At 62.9% G+C, this 15,815-nt stretch carries 13 protein-coding genes; 6 read left to right on the top strand and 7 right to left on the bottom strand.

Annotated features, from left to right (window positions below; translation table 11 throughout):
- Positions 1 to 3 precede the first annotated feature (3 nt).
- Genes nuoL through FIU94_RS15520 form a run of 6 tightly spaced genes read left to right on the top strand, consistent with a single transcriptional unit; the run spans position 4 to position 8,400 of the window.
- Entirely contained in the window at positions 4 to 2,130 is a 2,127-nt protein-coding gene (gene nuoL, locus FIU94_RS15545) for an NADH-quinone oxidoreductase subunit L (RefSeq protein ID WP_152466641.1), read from the top strand.
- Positions 2,130 to 3,692: an NADH-quinone oxidoreductase subunit M gene (locus tag FIU94_RS15540; protein WP_152466640.1), complete on the top strand. Its 1,563-nt coding sequence runs from the start codon at positions 2,130 to 2,132 to the stop codon at positions 3,690 to 3,692. Before nuoL ends, FIU94_RS15540 begins: the two co-directional genes overlap by 1 nt.
- A 13-nt stretch (positions 3,693 to 3,705) precedes the next feature.
- The gene (gene nuoN, locus FIU94_RS15535; protein ID WP_152466639.1) at positions 3,706 to 5,148 is read left to right on the top strand and encodes an NADH-quinone oxidoreductase subunit NuoN; all 1,443 of its coding nucleotides are present in this window, start codon (positions 3,706 to 3,708) and stop codon (positions 5,146 to 5,148) included.
- A 57-nt stretch (positions 5,149 to 5,205) separates the two neighbouring features.
- Positions 5,206 to 5,937 carry a biotin--[acetyl-CoA-carboxylase] ligase gene (locus tag FIU94_RS15530; protein ID WP_152466638.1) on the top strand — a complete coding sequence of 244 codons (732 nt, stop codon included), beginning with the start codon at positions 5,206 to 5,208 and terminating at the stop codon, positions 5,935 to 5,937.
- 17 nt (positions 5,938 to 5,954) lie between these two features.
- The gene (locus tag FIU94_RS15525; RefSeq protein WP_152466637.1) at positions 5,955 to 6,731 is read left to right on the top strand and encodes a type III pantothenate kinase; all 777 of its coding nucleotides are present in this window, start codon (positions 5,955 to 5,957) and stop codon (positions 6,729 to 6,731) included.
- Between the two features lies 1 nt (position 6,732).
- Complete coding sequence (locus FIU94_RS15520) at positions 6,733 to 8,400, top strand: ribonuclease J (protein WP_152466636.1); 1,668 nt, start codon at positions 6,733 to 6,735, stop codon at positions 8,398 to 8,400.
- A gap of 7 nt (positions 8,401 to 8,407) precedes the next feature.
- On the opposite strand, the gene FIU94_RS15515 is transcribed toward FIU94_RS15520, so the two are convergent.
- The 7 genes from FIU94_RS15515 to alr form a co-directional block, all read right to left on the bottom strand.
- Positions 8,408 to 9,079 (bottom strand): hypothetical protein, encoded by a 672-nt coding sequence (locus FIU94_RS15515; protein ID WP_152466635.1) that lies wholly within the window; start codon positions 9,077 to 9,079, stop codon positions 8,408 to 8,410.
- Positions 9,080 to 9,181: 102 nt separating this feature from the next.
- On the bottom strand, positions 9,182 to 10,657 hold the full coding sequence (locus FIU94_RS15510) for a DEAD/DEAH box helicase (protein WP_152466634.1): 1,476 nt from the start codon (positions 10,655 to 10,657) through the stop codon (positions 9,182 to 9,184).
- Between the two features lie 135 nt (positions 10,658 to 10,792).
- Positions 10,793 to 11,731 carry a glycosyltransferase family 2 protein gene (locus FIU94_RS15505; protein WP_152466633.1) on the bottom strand — a complete coding sequence of 313 codons (939 nt, stop codon included), beginning with the start codon at positions 11,729 to 11,731 and terminating at the stop codon, positions 10,793 to 10,795.
- Positions 11,728 to 13,347, bottom strand: coding sequence for a peptide chain release factor 3 (locus FIU94_RS15500; RefSeq protein WP_152466632.1), 1,620 nt, complete (start codon positions 13,345 to 13,347; stop codon positions 11,728 to 11,730). Before FIU94_RS15500 ends, FIU94_RS15505 begins: the two co-directional genes overlap by 4 nt.
- A 54-nt stretch (positions 13,348 to 13,401) precedes the next feature.
- On the bottom strand, positions 13,402 to 14,178 hold the full coding sequence (locus tag FIU94_RS15495) for a DNA repair protein (protein WP_254702556.1): 777 nt from the start codon (positions 14,176 to 14,178) through the stop codon (positions 13,402 to 13,404).
- Positions 14,179 to 14,322: 144 nt separating this feature from the next.
- Positions 14,323 to 14,766 carry a paraquat-inducible protein A gene (locus FIU94_RS15490; protein ID WP_152467091.1) on the bottom strand — a complete coding sequence of 148 codons (444 nt, stop codon included), beginning with the start codon at positions 14,764 to 14,766 and terminating at the stop codon, positions 14,323 to 14,325.
- Positions 14,766 to 15,800: an alanine racemase gene (alr, locus tag FIU94_RS15485; protein ID WP_152466630.1), complete on the bottom strand. Its 1,035-nt coding sequence runs from the start codon at positions 15,798 to 15,800 to the stop codon at positions 14,766 to 14,768. Before alr ends, FIU94_RS15490 begins: the two co-directional genes overlap by 1 nt.
- Positions 15,801 to 15,815: the final 15 nt, after the last annotated feature.

Raw genomic sequence — 15,815 nt, 5'->3', positions numbered from 1 at the left:
ATCATGGAAATCATTCTCCTTTTCGCGCCCCTCGTCGGCTCGCTCATCTGCGGTTTCGGCTGGAAGATCATCGGCCAGCCCGCCGCGCAGTGGACCGCGACCGGGCTGCTGTTCCTGTCGGCGCTGCTGTCGTGGATCGTGTTCCTGGGTTTCGAGGGGCCGACCGAACATATCGCCATCATGCGGTTCATCGATTCCGGCACGCTGGCCACCGACTGGTCGATCCGGCTGGACCGGCTGACGGCGATCATGCTGATCGTGGTGACGACGGTATCGAGCCTCGTGCATCTCTATTCCTTTGGCTACATGGCCCATGACGAGAATTTCAAGGATACCGAGCAGTACCGCGCACGGTTCTTTGCCTACCTGTCGTTCTTTACCTTCGCCATGCTGATGCTGGTCACATCCGACAACCTGGTGCAGATGTTCTTTGGCTGGGAAGGCGTCGGCGTCGCCTCTTACCTGCTGATCGGGTTCTACTTCCGCAAGCCCAGTGCCAATGCCGCGGCCATCAAGGCGTTCGTGGTCAACCGGGTGGGCGATTTCGGCTTTGCCCTCGGGATCTTCGCGCTGTTCATGATGACGGACAGTATCCGTTTTGACGATATCTTTGCCGCCGCGCCGGATCTGGCAGAGCAGACCATCCCCTTCCTCTGGACCAACTGGAACGCCGCGAACCTGATAGCCTTCCTGCTGTTCATCGGCGCGATGGGCAAGTCGGCCCAGCTTTTCCTGCACACCTGGCTCCCAGACGCGATGGAAGGCCCGACCCCGGTGTCGGCGCTGATCCACGCCGCGACCATGGTGACGGCGGGCGTCTTCCTCGTCTGCCGCATGTCGCCGGTGATGGAATTCGCCCCGCAGGCGATGACCTTTGTTACCGTGATCGGCGCAACGACTGCGTTCTTCGCCGCGACGGTGGGTCTGGTGCAGACCGACATCAAGCGCGTTATCGCCTATTCGACCTGTTCGCAGCTGGGCTATATGTTCGTGGCCGCGGGCGTGGGCATGTATTCGGCGGCGATGTTCCACCTGTTCACGCATGCCTTCTTCAAGGCGATGCTGTTCCTGGGCGCGGGGTCGGTGATCCACGCCATGCACCACGAGCAGGACATGACCAACTACGGCGGCCTGCGCAAGAAGATCCCCTATACCTATGCCGCGATGATGATCGGCACGCTGGCAATCACAGGGGTCGGCATCCCGCTGACACATATCGGTTTTGCCGGGTTCCTCAGCAAGGACGCGATCATCGAAAGCGCCTGGGGTGGTGGGTCGATGTACGGCTTCTGGCTGCTGGTGGTGGCCGCGGCGATGACCAGCTTCTACAGCTGGCGCCTGATCTTTCTGACCTTCCATGGCAAGCCGCGGGGCGACAAGCACACGCACGACCACGCGCATGAAAGCCCGATGGTCATGCTGGTGCCGCTGGGTGTTCTGGCCCTGGGCGCGGTGTTCTCCGGCATGTTGTGGTACGGCAGTTTCTTCGGGCACGCCGACGAGGTGGCCGAATTCTACGACATCCCGCTGGCAGAGGCCGCCGCACATGGTGACGACCACGCCGAAGGCGCGGAGGACAGCGGCGTGACCGGACCGGTCGATGGCGACCATGGCGCCGGCGCGGTGATGGAAGGAGAGCAGGGCGCGGAACACCACTATGCCTTTGGTGGCGCGCCTGGCGAGGGGGCATTGTACTTCGGCCCCGACAACCATGTGCTGGAGGATGCGCACGAGGCTCCGGTCTGGGTCAAGGTCAGCCCCTTCATCGCGATGCTGCTGGGCCTGCTGATGGCGCTGTGGTTCTACATCTGGAACCCGACGATGCCGGGTCGTCTGGCCGCGAACCAGCAGCCGCTGTACCAGTTCCTGTTGAACAAGTGGTACTTCGACGAACTCTATGACGTGGTCTTTGTCCGACCGGCCAAGGCGATTGGCCGCTTCCTGTGGAAGCGCGGCGACGGCAGCGTGATCGACGGCACGCTGAACGGGATCGCGATGGGCTTCGTGCCCTGGCTGACGCGGCTCGCCGGTCGGGCGCAGTCCGGCTACATCTTTACCTATGCCTTTGCCATGGTGATCGGGATCGCGGTCCTGGTCACATGGATGACGATGACCGGAGGGTCCCACTGATGGACACGCATCTTCTTTCCATCATTACCTTCCTGCCGGCCTTCGCGGCGCTGATCCTCGCCGTTTTCCTGCGCGGCGACGACGCGGCGGCAGCGCGCAATGCCAAGTGGCTGGCGATGATCACCACTTCCGTCACCTTTGTCATCTCGCTTTTCGTGCTGTTCGAATTCGATCCCGGCAACACCGGTTTCCAGTTCGTCGAGGAGGCGGAATGGCTGCTGGGAATGGAATACCGGCTGGGGGTCGATGGTATCTCGGTCCTGTTCGTCATGCTGACGACCTTCATGATGCCGCTGGTCATCGCCGCGAGCTGGAACGTGGAAGCGCGGGTCAAGGAATACATGATCGCCTTTCTGGTGCTCGAAACCCTGATGCTGGGTGTCTTCATGGCGCTGGACCTGATCCTGTTCTACCTCTTCTTCGAGGCGGGGCTGATCCCGATGTTCCTGATCATCGGCATCTGGGGCGGGGCCAATCGGATCTATGCCAGCTTCAAGTTCTTCCTTTATACCTTCCTCGGGTCGGTTCTGATGCTGGTTGCGATGGTGGCGATGTATACGGACGCGGGCACCACCTGCATCGGCGCCTGCGATGTCAGCCTGCTGAACCATACCTTCGCGTCCGAGAGCTTCAGCCTGCTGGGTGTTCAGGTCATCGGCGGGATGCAGACGCTGATGTTCGTCGCCTTCTTCGCCAGTTTCGCGGTCAAGATGCCGATGTGGCCGGTCCATACCTGGCTGCCCGACGCGCACGTTCAGGCGCCCACGGCAGGGTCCGTGGTGCTGGCGGCGATCCTGCTCAAGATGGGGGGCTACGGCTTCCTGCGGTTCTCGCTGCCGATGTTTCCGGTGGGGTCTGACGTCCTGGCACCGCTGGTCCTGTGGATGAGCGCGATTGCCATCGTCTATACCAGCCTCGTGGCGCTGGTGCAGGAGGACATGAAGAAACTGATCGCCTATTCCTCGGTTGCGCACATGGGCTTTGTGACGATGGGCATCTTCGCGGCGAACCAGCAGGGCGTCGATGGGGCGATTTTCCAGATGATCAGCCACGGCTTCATCTCGGGCGCGCTGTTCCTCTGCGTCGGCGTGATCTACGACCGGATGCACACCCGCGACATCGACGCCTACGGGGGTCTTGTGAACCGGATGCCGGCCTATGCGCTGATCTTCATGCTGTTCACCATGGCGAACGTGGGCCTGCCGGGCACATCGGGCTTTGTGGGCGAATTCCTGACGCTGATGGGGACGTTCCAGGTCAACACCTGGGTTGCCGCGGTGGCGACCACCGGTGTGATCTTCTCGGCGGCCTATGCGCTGTGGCTCTATCGCCGGGTGGTCATGGGCGATCTGATCAAGGAAAGCCTGCGGTCGATCACCGACATGACGCGGCGGGAAAAATGGATATTCGCGCCGCTGGTGGTCATGACCCTGCTGCTGGGCGTCTATCCGTCGCTGGTGCTGGACGTGATCGGGCCTTCGGTCGCCGCGCTTGTTGAAAACTACGACCTCGCGCTGGAGGCGGCGGACTCCGCCGTCCAGACGGCCGAAGTGTCGAACTAAAAGGACCGACGCGATGATTTCCGCTGATTTGAACATCATCCTGCCCGAAATCCTGCTGTCGTGCTTTGCCATCTTCGGATTGCTGGTGGCTGTCTATACCACGAAGGACCGGGTCGGCAGTCTGCTGGTCTGGGTGACGGCCATCGTCTTTGTCCTTCTGGCGGCCTGGATCGGCTTTACCGGCGAAGGCATGCGCGTGGCATTCAACGGCATGTTCATCGAGGACAGCTTTGCCCGGTTCGCCAAGGTCACGCTGCTGCTGAGCGCCGCCGCCGTGCTGGTGATGTCCGAAGGCTACATGAAGGCACGGGGACTGTTGCGGTTCGAATATCCGATGCTGGTCGCGCTGTCCGTGGTCGGCATGATGATGATGGTCAGCGCGGGCGACCTCATGGCGCTGTACATGGGGCTGGAACTGCAATCGCTGGCGCTTTACGTCGTTGCCTCCCTGCGGCGCGACTCCGTGCGCTCGACCGAAGCGGGGCTGAAATACTTCGTTCTCGGCGCGCTCAGCTCCGGTCTGCTGCTCTACGGGGCGTCGCTGGTCTATGGCTATGCGGGCACCACGCTGTTTTCGGGCATCATCCAGACCGCGCAGTCGGGCGAAACATCGCTTGGCATGCTCTTCGGCATTGTCTTCCTGGTCGCGGGCATGGGCTTCAAGGTTTCCGCCGTGCCGTTCCACATGTGGACACCCGACGTCTACGAAGGGTCGCCCACACCGGTCACAGCCTTCTTTGCCACCGCGCCCAAGGTCGCTGCGATGGGCCTGTTTGCCCGCGTCCTTCATGACGCTTTCGGCAATGCTGTCGGCGACTGGAGCCAGATCGTCGCACTGCTTTCGGTCCTGTCCATGTTCCTGGGGGCCATCGCGGCCATCGGCCAGACCAACATCAAACGCCTGATGGCCTTTTCGTCGATCGCACACATGGGCTACGCGCTGATGGGATTGGCCGCGGGCACCGCCCTGGGCGTGCAGGCGATGCTGGTCTACATGGCGATCTACGTGACCATGAACGTCGGCACCTTCGCCTTTATCCTGCTGATGAGCCGCGACGGCGCGCCGGTCACGGACATCGCATCGCTGAACATGTACTCACGCGTCCATCCGGGCCGGGCGCTGGCCATGCTGGTGCTGCTCTTCTCGCTGGCCGGCGTGCCACCGATGCTGGGTTTCTTCGGCAAGCTCTATGTGCTGCGCGCGGCCTATGACGCCGGGCTGGTCTGGCTGGCGGTCGCGGGCGTCATCGCCTCGGTAATCGGGGCATATTATTACCTTCGGATCGTGTTCTACATGTACTTCGGGTCCGAACCGACCCATACGCTGGACCGTTCGGGAAGCGGCGTTTTGTCGGGCTTTCTCGTGGCGTCGGCGCTGATCATGGTGCTGGGCATTGTCAACATGTTCGGTGTCGAAGGGGCGGCGGCCGCAGCCGCCGGGGCGCTTGTCAACTGACGTGACCGCCCTGAACCCGGGATCGAGGCTGCGCCGATTGCGACACGGGGTGGCCTGATGGCCTGGCCCGAGGGATACGCCCGCCACGTCCTCGACGCTGTCGATTCGACGCTGGCCGAGGCCACGCGCCGCCTGTCGCCCCGCGCCGGGGCGGAGTGGATACTAGCCCTTGAACAGACCGCGGCGCGGGGCAGGCGGGGCAGACCCTGGTCCACGCCGCGCGGCAACTTTGCCGGTACCCTCATCCTGCCTTGCAAGGAACCGCCCGCACAGGCCGCGTTGCGGTCGTTCGTGTCCTCCCTCGCGCTGTTCCGCGCCTTTGCCGAAGTCACCGGGCAGCCTGATGCCTTCGCCCTGAAGTGGCCCAATGACGTGCTGCTGAACGATGGCAAGGTCGCGGGGATCCTGCTGGAGAGCAGCGGCGGGCATCTGTTGATCGGTATCGGTGTGAACCTTGCCCATGCACCGGGCGCGGCAGAGGTGGAACCGGGGGCCGTCACACCCGTCAGCCTGGCGGGCGAACTGGATCTCGACGTGGCGCCCGAGGTTTTCCTGGATGTTCTGGCACGCGAATACGCGGCGCTGGAGACGCAGTTCACGACCTACGGGTTCGAGCCGATCCGCGTCGCCTGGATGGCCCAGGCCGCCCGACGGGGCGAGATGATCCGCGCCCGTACCACGCGCGATGAAACCCGCGGCACATTCGAGGATGTGGACCGGCACGGCAATTTGATCCTGCGGACCGAAACCGGCCGGGTGCCGATCGCCGCGGCAGATGTGTTTTTCTGAACCAAGGAGGGCCGGACATGCTCCTGGCGATTGACTGCGGCAATACCAACACGGTTTTCTCCGTCTATGACGGGGGCATCGCGCTGTGTACCTTTCGCACCTCCACCCACCATGCCCGCACGGCGGATGCCTATTTCACCTGGTTTTCGACCCTGCTGAAACATCACCGGATCACCCCCGACATCACCGAGGCGGTCATTTCCTCAACCGTGCCGCGGGTTGTCTTCAACCTGCGGGTCTTCTGCGACCAGTATTTCGGTTGCCGCCCGCTGGTGGTGGGCAAGCCGGATTGTGCGTTGCCCGCCGAGCCGCGTGTGGATCAGGGGACGATCGTCGGGCCGGACCGGCTGGTCAACACCGCCGGAGCTTTTGACCGGCACGGGGGGAACCTGATCGTGGTGGACTTCGGGACCGCGACAACCTTTGACGTGGCGGAACATGACGGCGCCTATGTGGGCGGTGTGATCGCGCCGGGGGTGAATCTCAGCCTTGAAGCCCTACATATGGCGGCAGCGGCGTTGCCGCATGTGGACATTACCAAACCGCAGCGTGTAGTAGGCACCAATACGGTCGCCTGCATGCAGTCGGGCGTGTTCTGGGGCTACGTGGGCCTGGTCAAGGAAATATGCGCCCGGATCAAGGCCGAGCGGGACCAGAACATGAAAATCATCGCGACCGGCGGGCTGGCCCCGTTGTTTGCCCAGACCGAAGACCTTTTCGACGTCATTGAAGATGACCTCACGATGCACGGCCTGACCGTGATTCATAAGTATAACAAGGACAAAGCTGAATAATATGAGCAGCGACAGATTGATCTACCTTCCCCTCGGCGGGGCGGGTGAAATTGGCATGAATGCCTATGTTTACGGCTATGGGAAACCGGGCAAGGAACGGCTGATCGTCGTGGACATGGGCGTGGCCTTTCCCGACATGGACAGCAGCCCCGGCGTGGACCTGATTCTGCCCGACATCCAGTGGCTGAAGGACCGCCGCGACCAGATCGAGGCGATCTTTATCACCCATGCGCATGAGGACCATGTGGGCGCCGTTGCCCACACCTACGAGGCGCTTCAGGCGCCGATCTATGCCCGGACGTTTACCGCCAACATCGCGCGACGCAAAATGGCCGAGCATGGCCACCCCGATGACGCGGTAGAGACGGTGGGGCCATGGCCGCATCAGCAGGGCGCGGGGCCGTTCAAGGTGGGCTTTCTGCCGATCTCGCACTCCATCCCCGAATCCTCTGCCCTGGTCATCGACTGCCCCGAAGGCCGGTTGATCCACTCGGGCGACTTCAAGATCGACCTGACACCGGGGGTGGGCGAGCCCTTCGATCCCGCGCTGTGGGCCGATGTCTGCAAGGATGGCGTCAAGGTGTTGGTCTGCGACAGCACCAATGTTTTCTCGCCCCTGCCGGGCCGCTCCGAAGCGACCCTGGGCCCCGACATCGAGAAGCTGATCGAAAGCGCGTCGGGCATGGTTGTGGCGACTACTTTTGCCTCCAACGTGGCACGGGTCAAAACGCTCGCCGTCGCGGGGGAGAAGGCCGGACGGTCCATCGTCCTTTTGGGGCGCGCGATGAAACGCATGGTCGAGGCGGCGCTGGAGACCGGCGTGATGGATGATTTCCCCAATACGGTCAGCCCCGAAGAGGCACGCGGCATCCCGCGTGAGAACCTGCTGTTGCTTGTGACCGGGTCCCAGGGCGAACGCCGCGCGGCATCGGCGCAGCTTGCCCGTGGCAAGTATCAGGGGATCGAGATGAAGGAGGGGGACATGTTCCTGTTCTCGTCCAAGACGATCCCCGGCAACGAACGCGGGGTGATCCGTATCATCAACCAGTTCTCCGAAATCGGCGTGGATGTGGTGGACGACAGTTCCGGCCTGTATCACGTGTCGGGTCACGCGAACCGGCCCGATCTTGAGACCTTGCACGACGTGGTCAAGCCGCAGCTGCTGATCCCGATGCATGGTGAGCACCGCCACCTGCGCGAGCACGTCAAGATCGCCGAAGGCAAAGGCATCGCCGGGGTGTTGGCGGTCAACGGCATGATGATCGACCTCAGCGGCAACAAGCCTTCGGTGGCCGAATATGTCGAGACCGGGCGCACCTACCTGGATGGCTCGGTGCAGATCGGGGCCTTGGATGGCATCGTGCGCGACCGTATCCGCATGGCACTGAACGGGCATGTGACCGTTACCGTGATCCTGGACGAAGATGACGAGCCTCTGGGCGACCCTTGGGTCGACATCATGGGGCTGCCGGAAACCGGACGGTCCAATGCGCCGCTGGCCGAGGTGATCGAAGCGGACCTTTCGCAGTTCCTGGGCCGGTCCAAGGCCGCGACCCTGCGCGACGATGACAAGCTGAACGAGGGGCTGAAGCGCGCCACGCGCCAGTCGGCGCAGGACGAGATCGGCAAAAAGCCCGAAGTGACCGTGGTCGTCAGCCGGTTGAGCTGACCGCGCATCACTCCTCCGGCACGATCCCTTCCGGAGGGGTTTGCGGCTCGGCGTCGCCGCTGCACATGTAGACCGCGCCGCCAACCGCCAGAACGGACACACCCACCGCGGTCAGCGCGGCGGGCGTCGACAGCGCCGTGACCACCGCCGAACTGGTATTGCCGACGTTGGCGATCAGGGTGCTGGCGCTGCCTGACAGGATCATCGCGCCGGATTTATGCGCCACGGCCACCGCCGCCGCCGGGTCCGTTACCGTTGCGACGGCGGAACTGGCGATGGATTTGCTCAGCGCGACTGTCTCGGCTTTGGTGGTGTTGACCCGCTCGCAGACGGTGCTCCGGCACAGCCCGCGAAAGTTCCGCTCGCCGGGCACGAGGAAATAGCCTGTCTGGTCATCCTTCGTAAGGCAATAGCCGTCGATCTGGTTGTCCGGCACCGTCGTCGCGAGATAGTCGTAGAGCACGCCGCTCAGGCAGGCGGGCGGGCTGCCCCAGGCGCGGTTCCATTTGGCCGAAGGCCAGTTCAGCAGTTTTTCGCGGGTTTTGACCGTGTCGGCGAAGGTGGCGAAATTCTCCGCCTCGATCACGACCTCGCTGCCATTGACGAAGGCGCGGCATCGCTCCGCGTTGGCGGCGGTCGCGCTTATCAGGAAAAGAAGTACCAAGGAACTGCGGATCATCTGGGCCCCCGTATGGTTTTGGCCCAGAATACCGCGCAGGACGGCACTGCACCATGCGATGCAGGGGCCGCGCGCTGCTTTCCGCCGGTCAGGCGGGCCGCGTCATTCGCGGTCCTGGAAGCTTAGCCCGATGAAGTCCGGCGTGTGATCGCCCAGGCCGACCACCCGGTTGTCGCTGCCCTTGCCGCTTTGGCTGCGGCTGCTGGACCTGCTGCTTTTTTCCTGCGGCTTCTTGTCGCCAGAGGTATCTTTGCGTGCGCTGTCGGGCTTGGCCGCGTCATCCGCCTTTGCCTTGTCCGTATCGGATGGGGCGTCTGCCTGCGGTTTCGTGGCGTCCTGCTTGGGCTTGCGGCTGCGCGTGCGGGTCTTCTTGGGCTTTTCAGCCGTATCATCGGCGGCGGCAGGCGCCGCCTCTGCCGCATTGTCAGCGCCCAGGGGGTTGTCCATACGCGGAATTTCGCGTTCGACCAGGCGTTCCACGTCGGCGAGGTTCTTTTCGTCGCGGGGGACGCAGATCATGATCGCCTTGCCGTCGCGTCCGGCACGGCCGGTCCGGCCGATGCGGTGCACGTAATCCTCGGCATGGCTGGGCACGTCGAAGTTGAAGACATGGCTGACCGCTGGCACGTCGAGACCGCGCGCCGCCACGTCAGAGGCCACGAGAAAGCGCAGATCGCCCGCGCGGAAACCGTCCAGCGTGCGTGTGCGCTGGCTCTGGTCCAGGTCGCCATGGATCGGGGCGGCATCATAGCCGTACTTTTTCAACGACTTGGCAACCACGTCCACATCCATCTTGCGATTGCAGAAGATGATGGCATTGGAACATTTGTCGCCTTCGCCGTCGATCAGCGCGCGCAGTAGCTTGCGCTTTTCCGTGGCTTCGCGGTCCTTGCGGGAGCCTTTGAACATCACCACGCCCTGGGTGATGTTTTCACCCGTGGTGGCCTGCCGCGCGACTTCGATGCGGGCAGGGTTGCTGAGAAAGGTGTTGGTGATCCGCTCGATCTCGGGCGCCATGGTCGCCGAGAAGAACAGCGTCTGCCGGGTAAAGGGTGTCAGTCCGAAGATGCGTTCGATGTCGGGGATGAACCCCATGTCGAGCATCCTGTCGGCCTCGTCCACCACCATGATCTTGACGTCATTCAGGATCAGCTTGCCGCGCTCGAAATGGTCGAGCAGCCGACCCGGTGTCGCGATCAGCACATCCACGCCCTTGTCGATGGCGGTGTCCTGTTCCTTGAACGAAACGCCGCCGATCAGCAGTGCCTTGGTCAATTTCACATGTTTGGCGTAGGTGTCGAAGTTTTCCGCCACCTGTGCGGCCAGTTCGCGCGTGGGGCACAGCACCAGACTGCGCGGCATCCGCGCGCGTGCGCGGCCCCGGGCTAGCATGGTGATCATCGGCAGGGTAAAGCTGGCGGTCTTGCCCGTGCCGGTCTGGGCGATCCCCAGGACATCGCGGCCTTCGAGGGCAGGGGGGATGGCCCCGGCCTGGATGGGTGTCGGAGTTTCGTAGCCCGCTTCGGCAATCGCCTTGAGGACCTTGGCATTCAGGTTCAGGTCAGAAAATTTTGTCATGTGTGTCCGTGTTTTGCGGACACTCATTTGGCCCGCAGCAGCAGTCATGCAGGCCCCCATGGCCCTAGGCGGCCCAGCCGCTGCATGTTCAGCCCCCATAGCAACATAATCGGGCGCGGTCAAACCGATGTGGTGTTATGATGACCAGGCAGGGAAATGCGTTGCCAAATGTGTACTTAGACGCAGGTCGGCAAGGTGCAGCAGATCGTGGGCGGCCAGCCGGGCCCGGTGGTCCGGCGTATCGGCGCAGACCTCTTCGAAAAAGGCGCGCAGACCCGCTTCACCTTCTTCCGCTTCGAGAATGGCAAAGAACTCGTTCAGGGTCAGACCGCCCCGCGCACGCGGCTTGGCGGGGCCCAGATTCGCCCGGTAGGATCCTTTCTCCAGTCGGAAGCGATAGGCAGCCTGCCATTTGTCCCATGATGTCGCATGGGCATGAGCCAGGTGAATGCCGTCCAGTTCCTGCGTTTCCTCGATCATTTCGGGGCCGCGAAAGGCGTTGTGAATGCGGATCGTGATCCCCTCCATCCCCGTCCGGACAAAGACCTTGCCTGCCAGGTGGCTAATGAAACCTCCCTTCACGTATTCGCCGAAGGTCGGGTAGATTTCATTCACGATGCGCTCGCGGTTCGGGCCGTTGGGGATGAAGCGTTTGAAGGCTGTACCGTCACCGCCCAGCATTTCCATCGGGCGGGCGCGGGCTGTTTCGACACCGGATGGCAGCGCGGCCAGAACGTCCGCCACGGGGCGGTCGCTTACCAGGAATTCGTCCACGTCGATATGTGCCAGCCAGGTCACATCGCCCGCGCGACCGTAAGCATGTGTGGCGTTCAGCGTCTGGCGCGACTGGTGCTTGACCGGGCGTTTGCCGATCAGCGCCTTCCAATGCGCCGTATCGCACAGGATCACCCGGCACTTGGGGTGGTCCTGCAGCGCCTGCTGAGCCTCGGGGCAGGGTTCGTCCAGGTAGATGAATATCCGATGCGCCCCCGCTTCCAGGTGGTAGGCGGCAAAGCGCAGGATGTCCTCGGCCTCGGCCCTGATCGTCGCGACAAGACCCCAGCGCGGAGTCACACCATCATTTCCTTGGTCGCGGTCAGCTGAACGTCGGGATAGTCACGCTCGACCCGGTCGATGTCCCACTGCAGCCGGGTGAGATAAACGACATCCCCGTCGTGGTCATGGGCGATGTGTTGCTTGTTGCCTTCGGTGAACTTGTCCACCGCCGCTTTGGGTCCATTGACCCAGCGGGCCGAAGTGAATTGCGAGGGTTCAAAGCGCACCGGCAGGCCATACTCAAGCTCGATCCGGCTGGCGAGCACTTCGAATTGCAATTGACCGACGACGCCCACGACAAAGCCGGAGCCGATGGAGGGCTTGAAGACCTTTGCGGCGCCTTCCTCGGCGAATTGCATCAGCGCCTTTTCCAGATGCTTGGCCTTCATCGGGTCGCCCGCGCGCACGCCCTGCAAGAGTTCCGGCGCGAAGGAGGGGATGCCAGTAACCCTGATCTGCTCGCCCTCGGTCAGGGTGTCGCCGATGCGCAGCTGGCCGTGGTTGGGAATGCCGATGATGTCGCCGGCCCATGCTTCTTCCGCCAGTTCCCGGTCGGAGGCAAGGAACATCACCGGATTTGTGATCGACATGGGCTTTTTGCTGCGCACATGGGTCAGTTTCATGCCGCGGGTGAAGTGCCCCGAGGCGAGCCGGACAAAGGCGACCCGGTCGCGGTGCTTGGGGTCCATGTTGGCCTGCACCTTGAAGACAAAGCCCGAGACGTTCTTTTCCTCCGGCAGGATCTGGCGCGGCTCGGCGGATTGGATCTGCGGCTCCGGTCCGTAGGTGGCGATGCCGTCCATCAGTTCCTTGACACCGAACGAATTGATCGCGGAGCCGAACCAGATCGGGGTCAGCGACCCTTCGGCCATCAGCGCCGCGTCCAGCGGCGGCATCAGCTCGCGCACCATCTCCAGATCCTCGCGCAGCTTTTCAAGCAGCGGCCCGGGCACATGCTCGGCCAGCTTGGGATCGTCCAGCCCCTCGATCTTGATGCTTTCCGACACCTTGTTGCGGTCGGCGCGGTCCATCAGCTCAAGCCGGTCGCGCAAAATGTCGTAGCAGCCGATGAAATCGCGGCCCTGACCGATGGGCCAGCTGGCTGGCGTCACGTCGATGGCAAGGTTTTCCTGAATTTCGTCGATGATCTCGAAGACGTCTCGGCTTTCGCGGTCCATCTTGTTGCAGAACGTGAGGATCGGCAGGTCGCGCATGCGGCAGACCTCGAACAGCTTTTGCGTCTGGCTTTCCACGCCCTTGGCGCCGTCAATCACCATCACGGCGGCATCAACCGCCGTCAGCGTGCGGTAGGTATCTTCGGAAAAGTCCGAGTGCCCCGGCGTGTCCACCAGATTGAAGCGGTAATTGCGGTCCTTGCCCTGAAAATCGAACGACATGGCAGAGGCCGAGACGGAAATGCCACGGTCCTTTTCCATCGCCATGAAGTCAGAGCGGGTGCGCCGCGCTTCGCCCTTGGCGCGGACCTGTCCGGCCATCTGGATCGCCCCGCCGAACAGCAGGAATTTCTCCGTCAGCGTGGTCTTGCCCGCATCCGGGTGCGAGATGATCGCAAAGGTGCGGCGCCGCGCGATTTCGGGCGGCAGTTCGGGGCGGTTTTTGGGGCTGTCCAACATGGATCGGCGTATATATTCGCCACCGGGAAGGGGCAAGCGCGACGTGGTCGCGGGCTATTCCGCCGCCTTGGGCTGAAGATCGACAATGGTGTTGTCGACAGCCGTGGGGTCATTGCGCACGGTTTTCTCAAGGCCGAGTTCCGGCATGATCTCATACATCTCGCCCCGCAGCCGGTCGAGTTGTGCCGCTGCCACGCTCTCTTCCAGTTCCACCTCATGGACCCAGTGCTTGAGTTCGGTCGTGATCTGCTTGGCCTGTTCGAGCCTGCTGTTGAACAGGTCGATTTCCTGCTGCCGCTGCTCCAGAAAACTGCGGGCGCGGTCAATCTTGTCGTCCGCATAGACCTGCGCCAGTTCGCGGCTGATATGGCTCATCTGCGCCGCGACCTCCAGCAAGCCGGGTTCCAGACTGGACAGATCCGGGTGGTCGCGAAGGTAGGCGAGCCGTTCGCGGACCGCGTCGAATTCGGAGCTCAGTTGGAATGTCTGGGCGCGGTCGGCGGCATGGACCGCGTGATAGGCCTGCGCCACATCGCGCATCCCGATAGAGAATGAACGATGCGAATTCTCAAGCTGCATGATGCGACGGTTCGAGGGGAGGAAAAAGCACAGCGCCACCGCAAGGACGGTGAGGCCGATCTGCGCATACATGCCTGCCTCGGGGACGGGTTGTCCCTGAAAGTTTACAGTCATGCTGATCCAGGACCACTGCCCGAAAGCGGCCATCAACGTGGCCCCAAGCAGCGCGAGCGCCGAAAGTGCGAACAACGCCAGCGCCAGCCGCTGCATCAGGTATTGAATCAGGTAGAGAACGACCCGAACATGTTGCAAAAGATCTCTCCCCCGTGACATCGCTATAGGCAAGATTATGCTGATCGCGGCGCTTTTCCATAAAAAAACTGGAATACTTCAAAAAAGTTGTTCCGATCTGTGTACAAAGACACATTCCCGCCTTCCGGCGTATTCCATCCGGGGTCAATCGCCGTTGATCGGGCGGGATTGTTCACTGCGCCAGCCAATCAGCATCGATACCAAGATGCAGCCGGTGAACAGGTACAGCCCCCAGGCCGTTTCGATGCGGCCCACGCCGATCCCCTTGGCCAATGTGATATAGACGGCGATCAGGAAAACGTCGGCCATCGCCAGTTTGCCCAGCAGGTGCAGCGCGGGCAGGGCGCGGCGGCTGAGCAGCCCGAAATGCAGCAGCGACAGACCGATGGTCTTGAGGTAGGGCGCAAAGAGGGCAAAGGCCGTGACCACCAGCGCGAGCGGAATGTCCGTGGCCCAGAGGGACTGCAACCCGGTCAGCACGGAAATCTCCTCCAGTCCGAACAGCGGCAGCAGACCGGCGCGCATCAGGGGCGCAGCCCAGGCGATCGGGTAGGGAACCAGCAGAGCCAGGTTCACGACCTTGAGGATCACTTCAGGTAGACCCTGTCGTATCTCGCCCCCAGCGCGGTCAGGATTTCGTAGCCGATGGTGCCCGCGAAATCGGCAACGGTGTCGATCGACTGGTGCTGTCCCATCAGCTGCAGATGCTCTGGCACCACGTCCAGCGCGGTGACATCGACGGTCAGCATGTCCATCGACACGCGCCCGACAAGCGGAAGCTTGTGGCCGTCGTGGGTCAGGGTTGCGACATTGCCCATCGCCCGGATCAGGCCGTCCGCATAACCGCCGCTGACGGTCGCGACCCGCATCGGGGCGGGGGCGGTAAAGGTCATGCCGTAGCCGACGGTCTCGCCCGGCGCGACGTCGCGCACCTGTACCACGGGCAGGTCCAGCGTGACGACCGGTGTGGCATCGACGAAGGGCAGCCCGCCATAAAGCCCGACGCCGGGGCGGGTCATGTCGAAATGGAAATCCGGCCCGAGGATCGTGCCGCCGGTCGCCGCCATCGACCGCGGCACGTTCAGCCCTGCGGTCATCTCGGTGAAGCTTTGCAGCTGCATGGCGTTTATCGGGTTCTCCGGTTCATCCGCGCAGGCCAGATGCGACATGATCAGCCGGGGATTCTGCGCCAGTGCGATGTCGCGCACCGCGGCCCATTCCGCCGGTTCCATGCCGAGCCGGTTCATCCCGCTGTCCAGTTGCAATCCAAAAGGGTGGCCGGGCAGGGATTCCACGTGGATCAGCAGCTGATCGACCGAATTGATCATCGGCACCAGACCGGCCTCGCGGATCATGTCGGCGTCTCCGGGCATGTGACCGGAAAAAACGTTGATCACGGGGCCGGGGCCCAGCACGCGGCGCAGGGTCATGCCTTCCTCTGCCGCGTGGACGAAGAAGGTCCGTGCCCCCGCTTCGGCCAATGCCGGGGCCACCCGTGCCACGCCCAGGCCATAGGCATCCGCCTTGATGACCGCGCCGGTCTCGCAGGTGGAAAGAGCGTCGAGCGCGCGCCAGTTGGCGGCGATGGCGGTCAGGTCGATGCTGAGGGTCGGTGAACTCATGATGTTTCTGCCTTG

The organism is Sulfitobacter sp. THAF37 (assembly GCF_009363555.1).
Classification (GTDB): Bacteria; Pseudomonadota; Alphaproteobacteria; order Rhodobacterales; family Rhodobacteraceae; genus Sulfitobacter.
Note: the sequence above shows the minus strand (reverse complement) of the source record. Positions and strands in the feature narration are given on the sequence as shown.

What these genes read in the sequence shown, in the direction of transcription:
- nuoL (WP_152466641.1), top strand. Translation starts at nt 4, where the DNA reads ATGGAAATCATTCTCCTTTTCGCGCCCCTCGTCGGCTCGCTCATCTGC.
- FIU94_RS15540 (WP_152466640.1), top strand. Translation starts at nt 2,130, where the DNA reads ATGGACACGCATCTTCTTTCCATCATTACCTTCCTGCCGGCCTTCGCG.
- nuoN (WP_152466639.1), top strand. Translation starts at nt 3,706, where the DNA reads ATGATTTCCGCTGATTTGAACATCATCCTGCCCGAAATCCTGCTGTCG.
- FIU94_RS15530 (WP_152466638.1), top strand. Translation starts at nt 5,206, where the DNA reads ATGGCCTGGCCCGAGGGATACGCCCGCCACGTCCTCGACGCTGTCGAT.
- FIU94_RS15525 (WP_152466637.1), top strand. Translation starts at nt 5,955, where the DNA reads ATGCTCCTGGCGATTGACTGCGGCAATACCAACACGGTTTTCTCCGTC.
- FIU94_RS15520 (WP_152466636.1), top strand. Translation starts at nt 6,733, where the DNA reads ATGAGCAGCGACAGATTGATCTACCTTCCCCTCGGCGGGGCGGGTGAA.
- FIU94_RS15515 (WP_152466635.1), bottom strand. Translation starts at nt 9,079, where the DNA reads ATGATCCGCAGTTCCTTGGTACTTCTTTTCCTGATAAGCGCGACCGCC.
- FIU94_RS15510 (WP_152466634.1), bottom strand. Translation starts at nt 10,657, where the DNA reads ATGACAAAATTTTCTGACCTGAACCTGAATGCCAAGGTCCTCAAGGCG.
- FIU94_RS15500 (WP_152466632.1), bottom strand. Translation starts at nt 13,347, where the DNA reads ATGTTGGACAGCCCCAAAAACCGCCCCGAACTGCCGCCCGAAATCGCG.
- alr (WP_152466630.1), bottom strand. Translation starts at nt 15,800, where the DNA reads ATGAGTTCACCGACCCTCAGCATCGACCTGACCGCCATCGCCGCCAAC.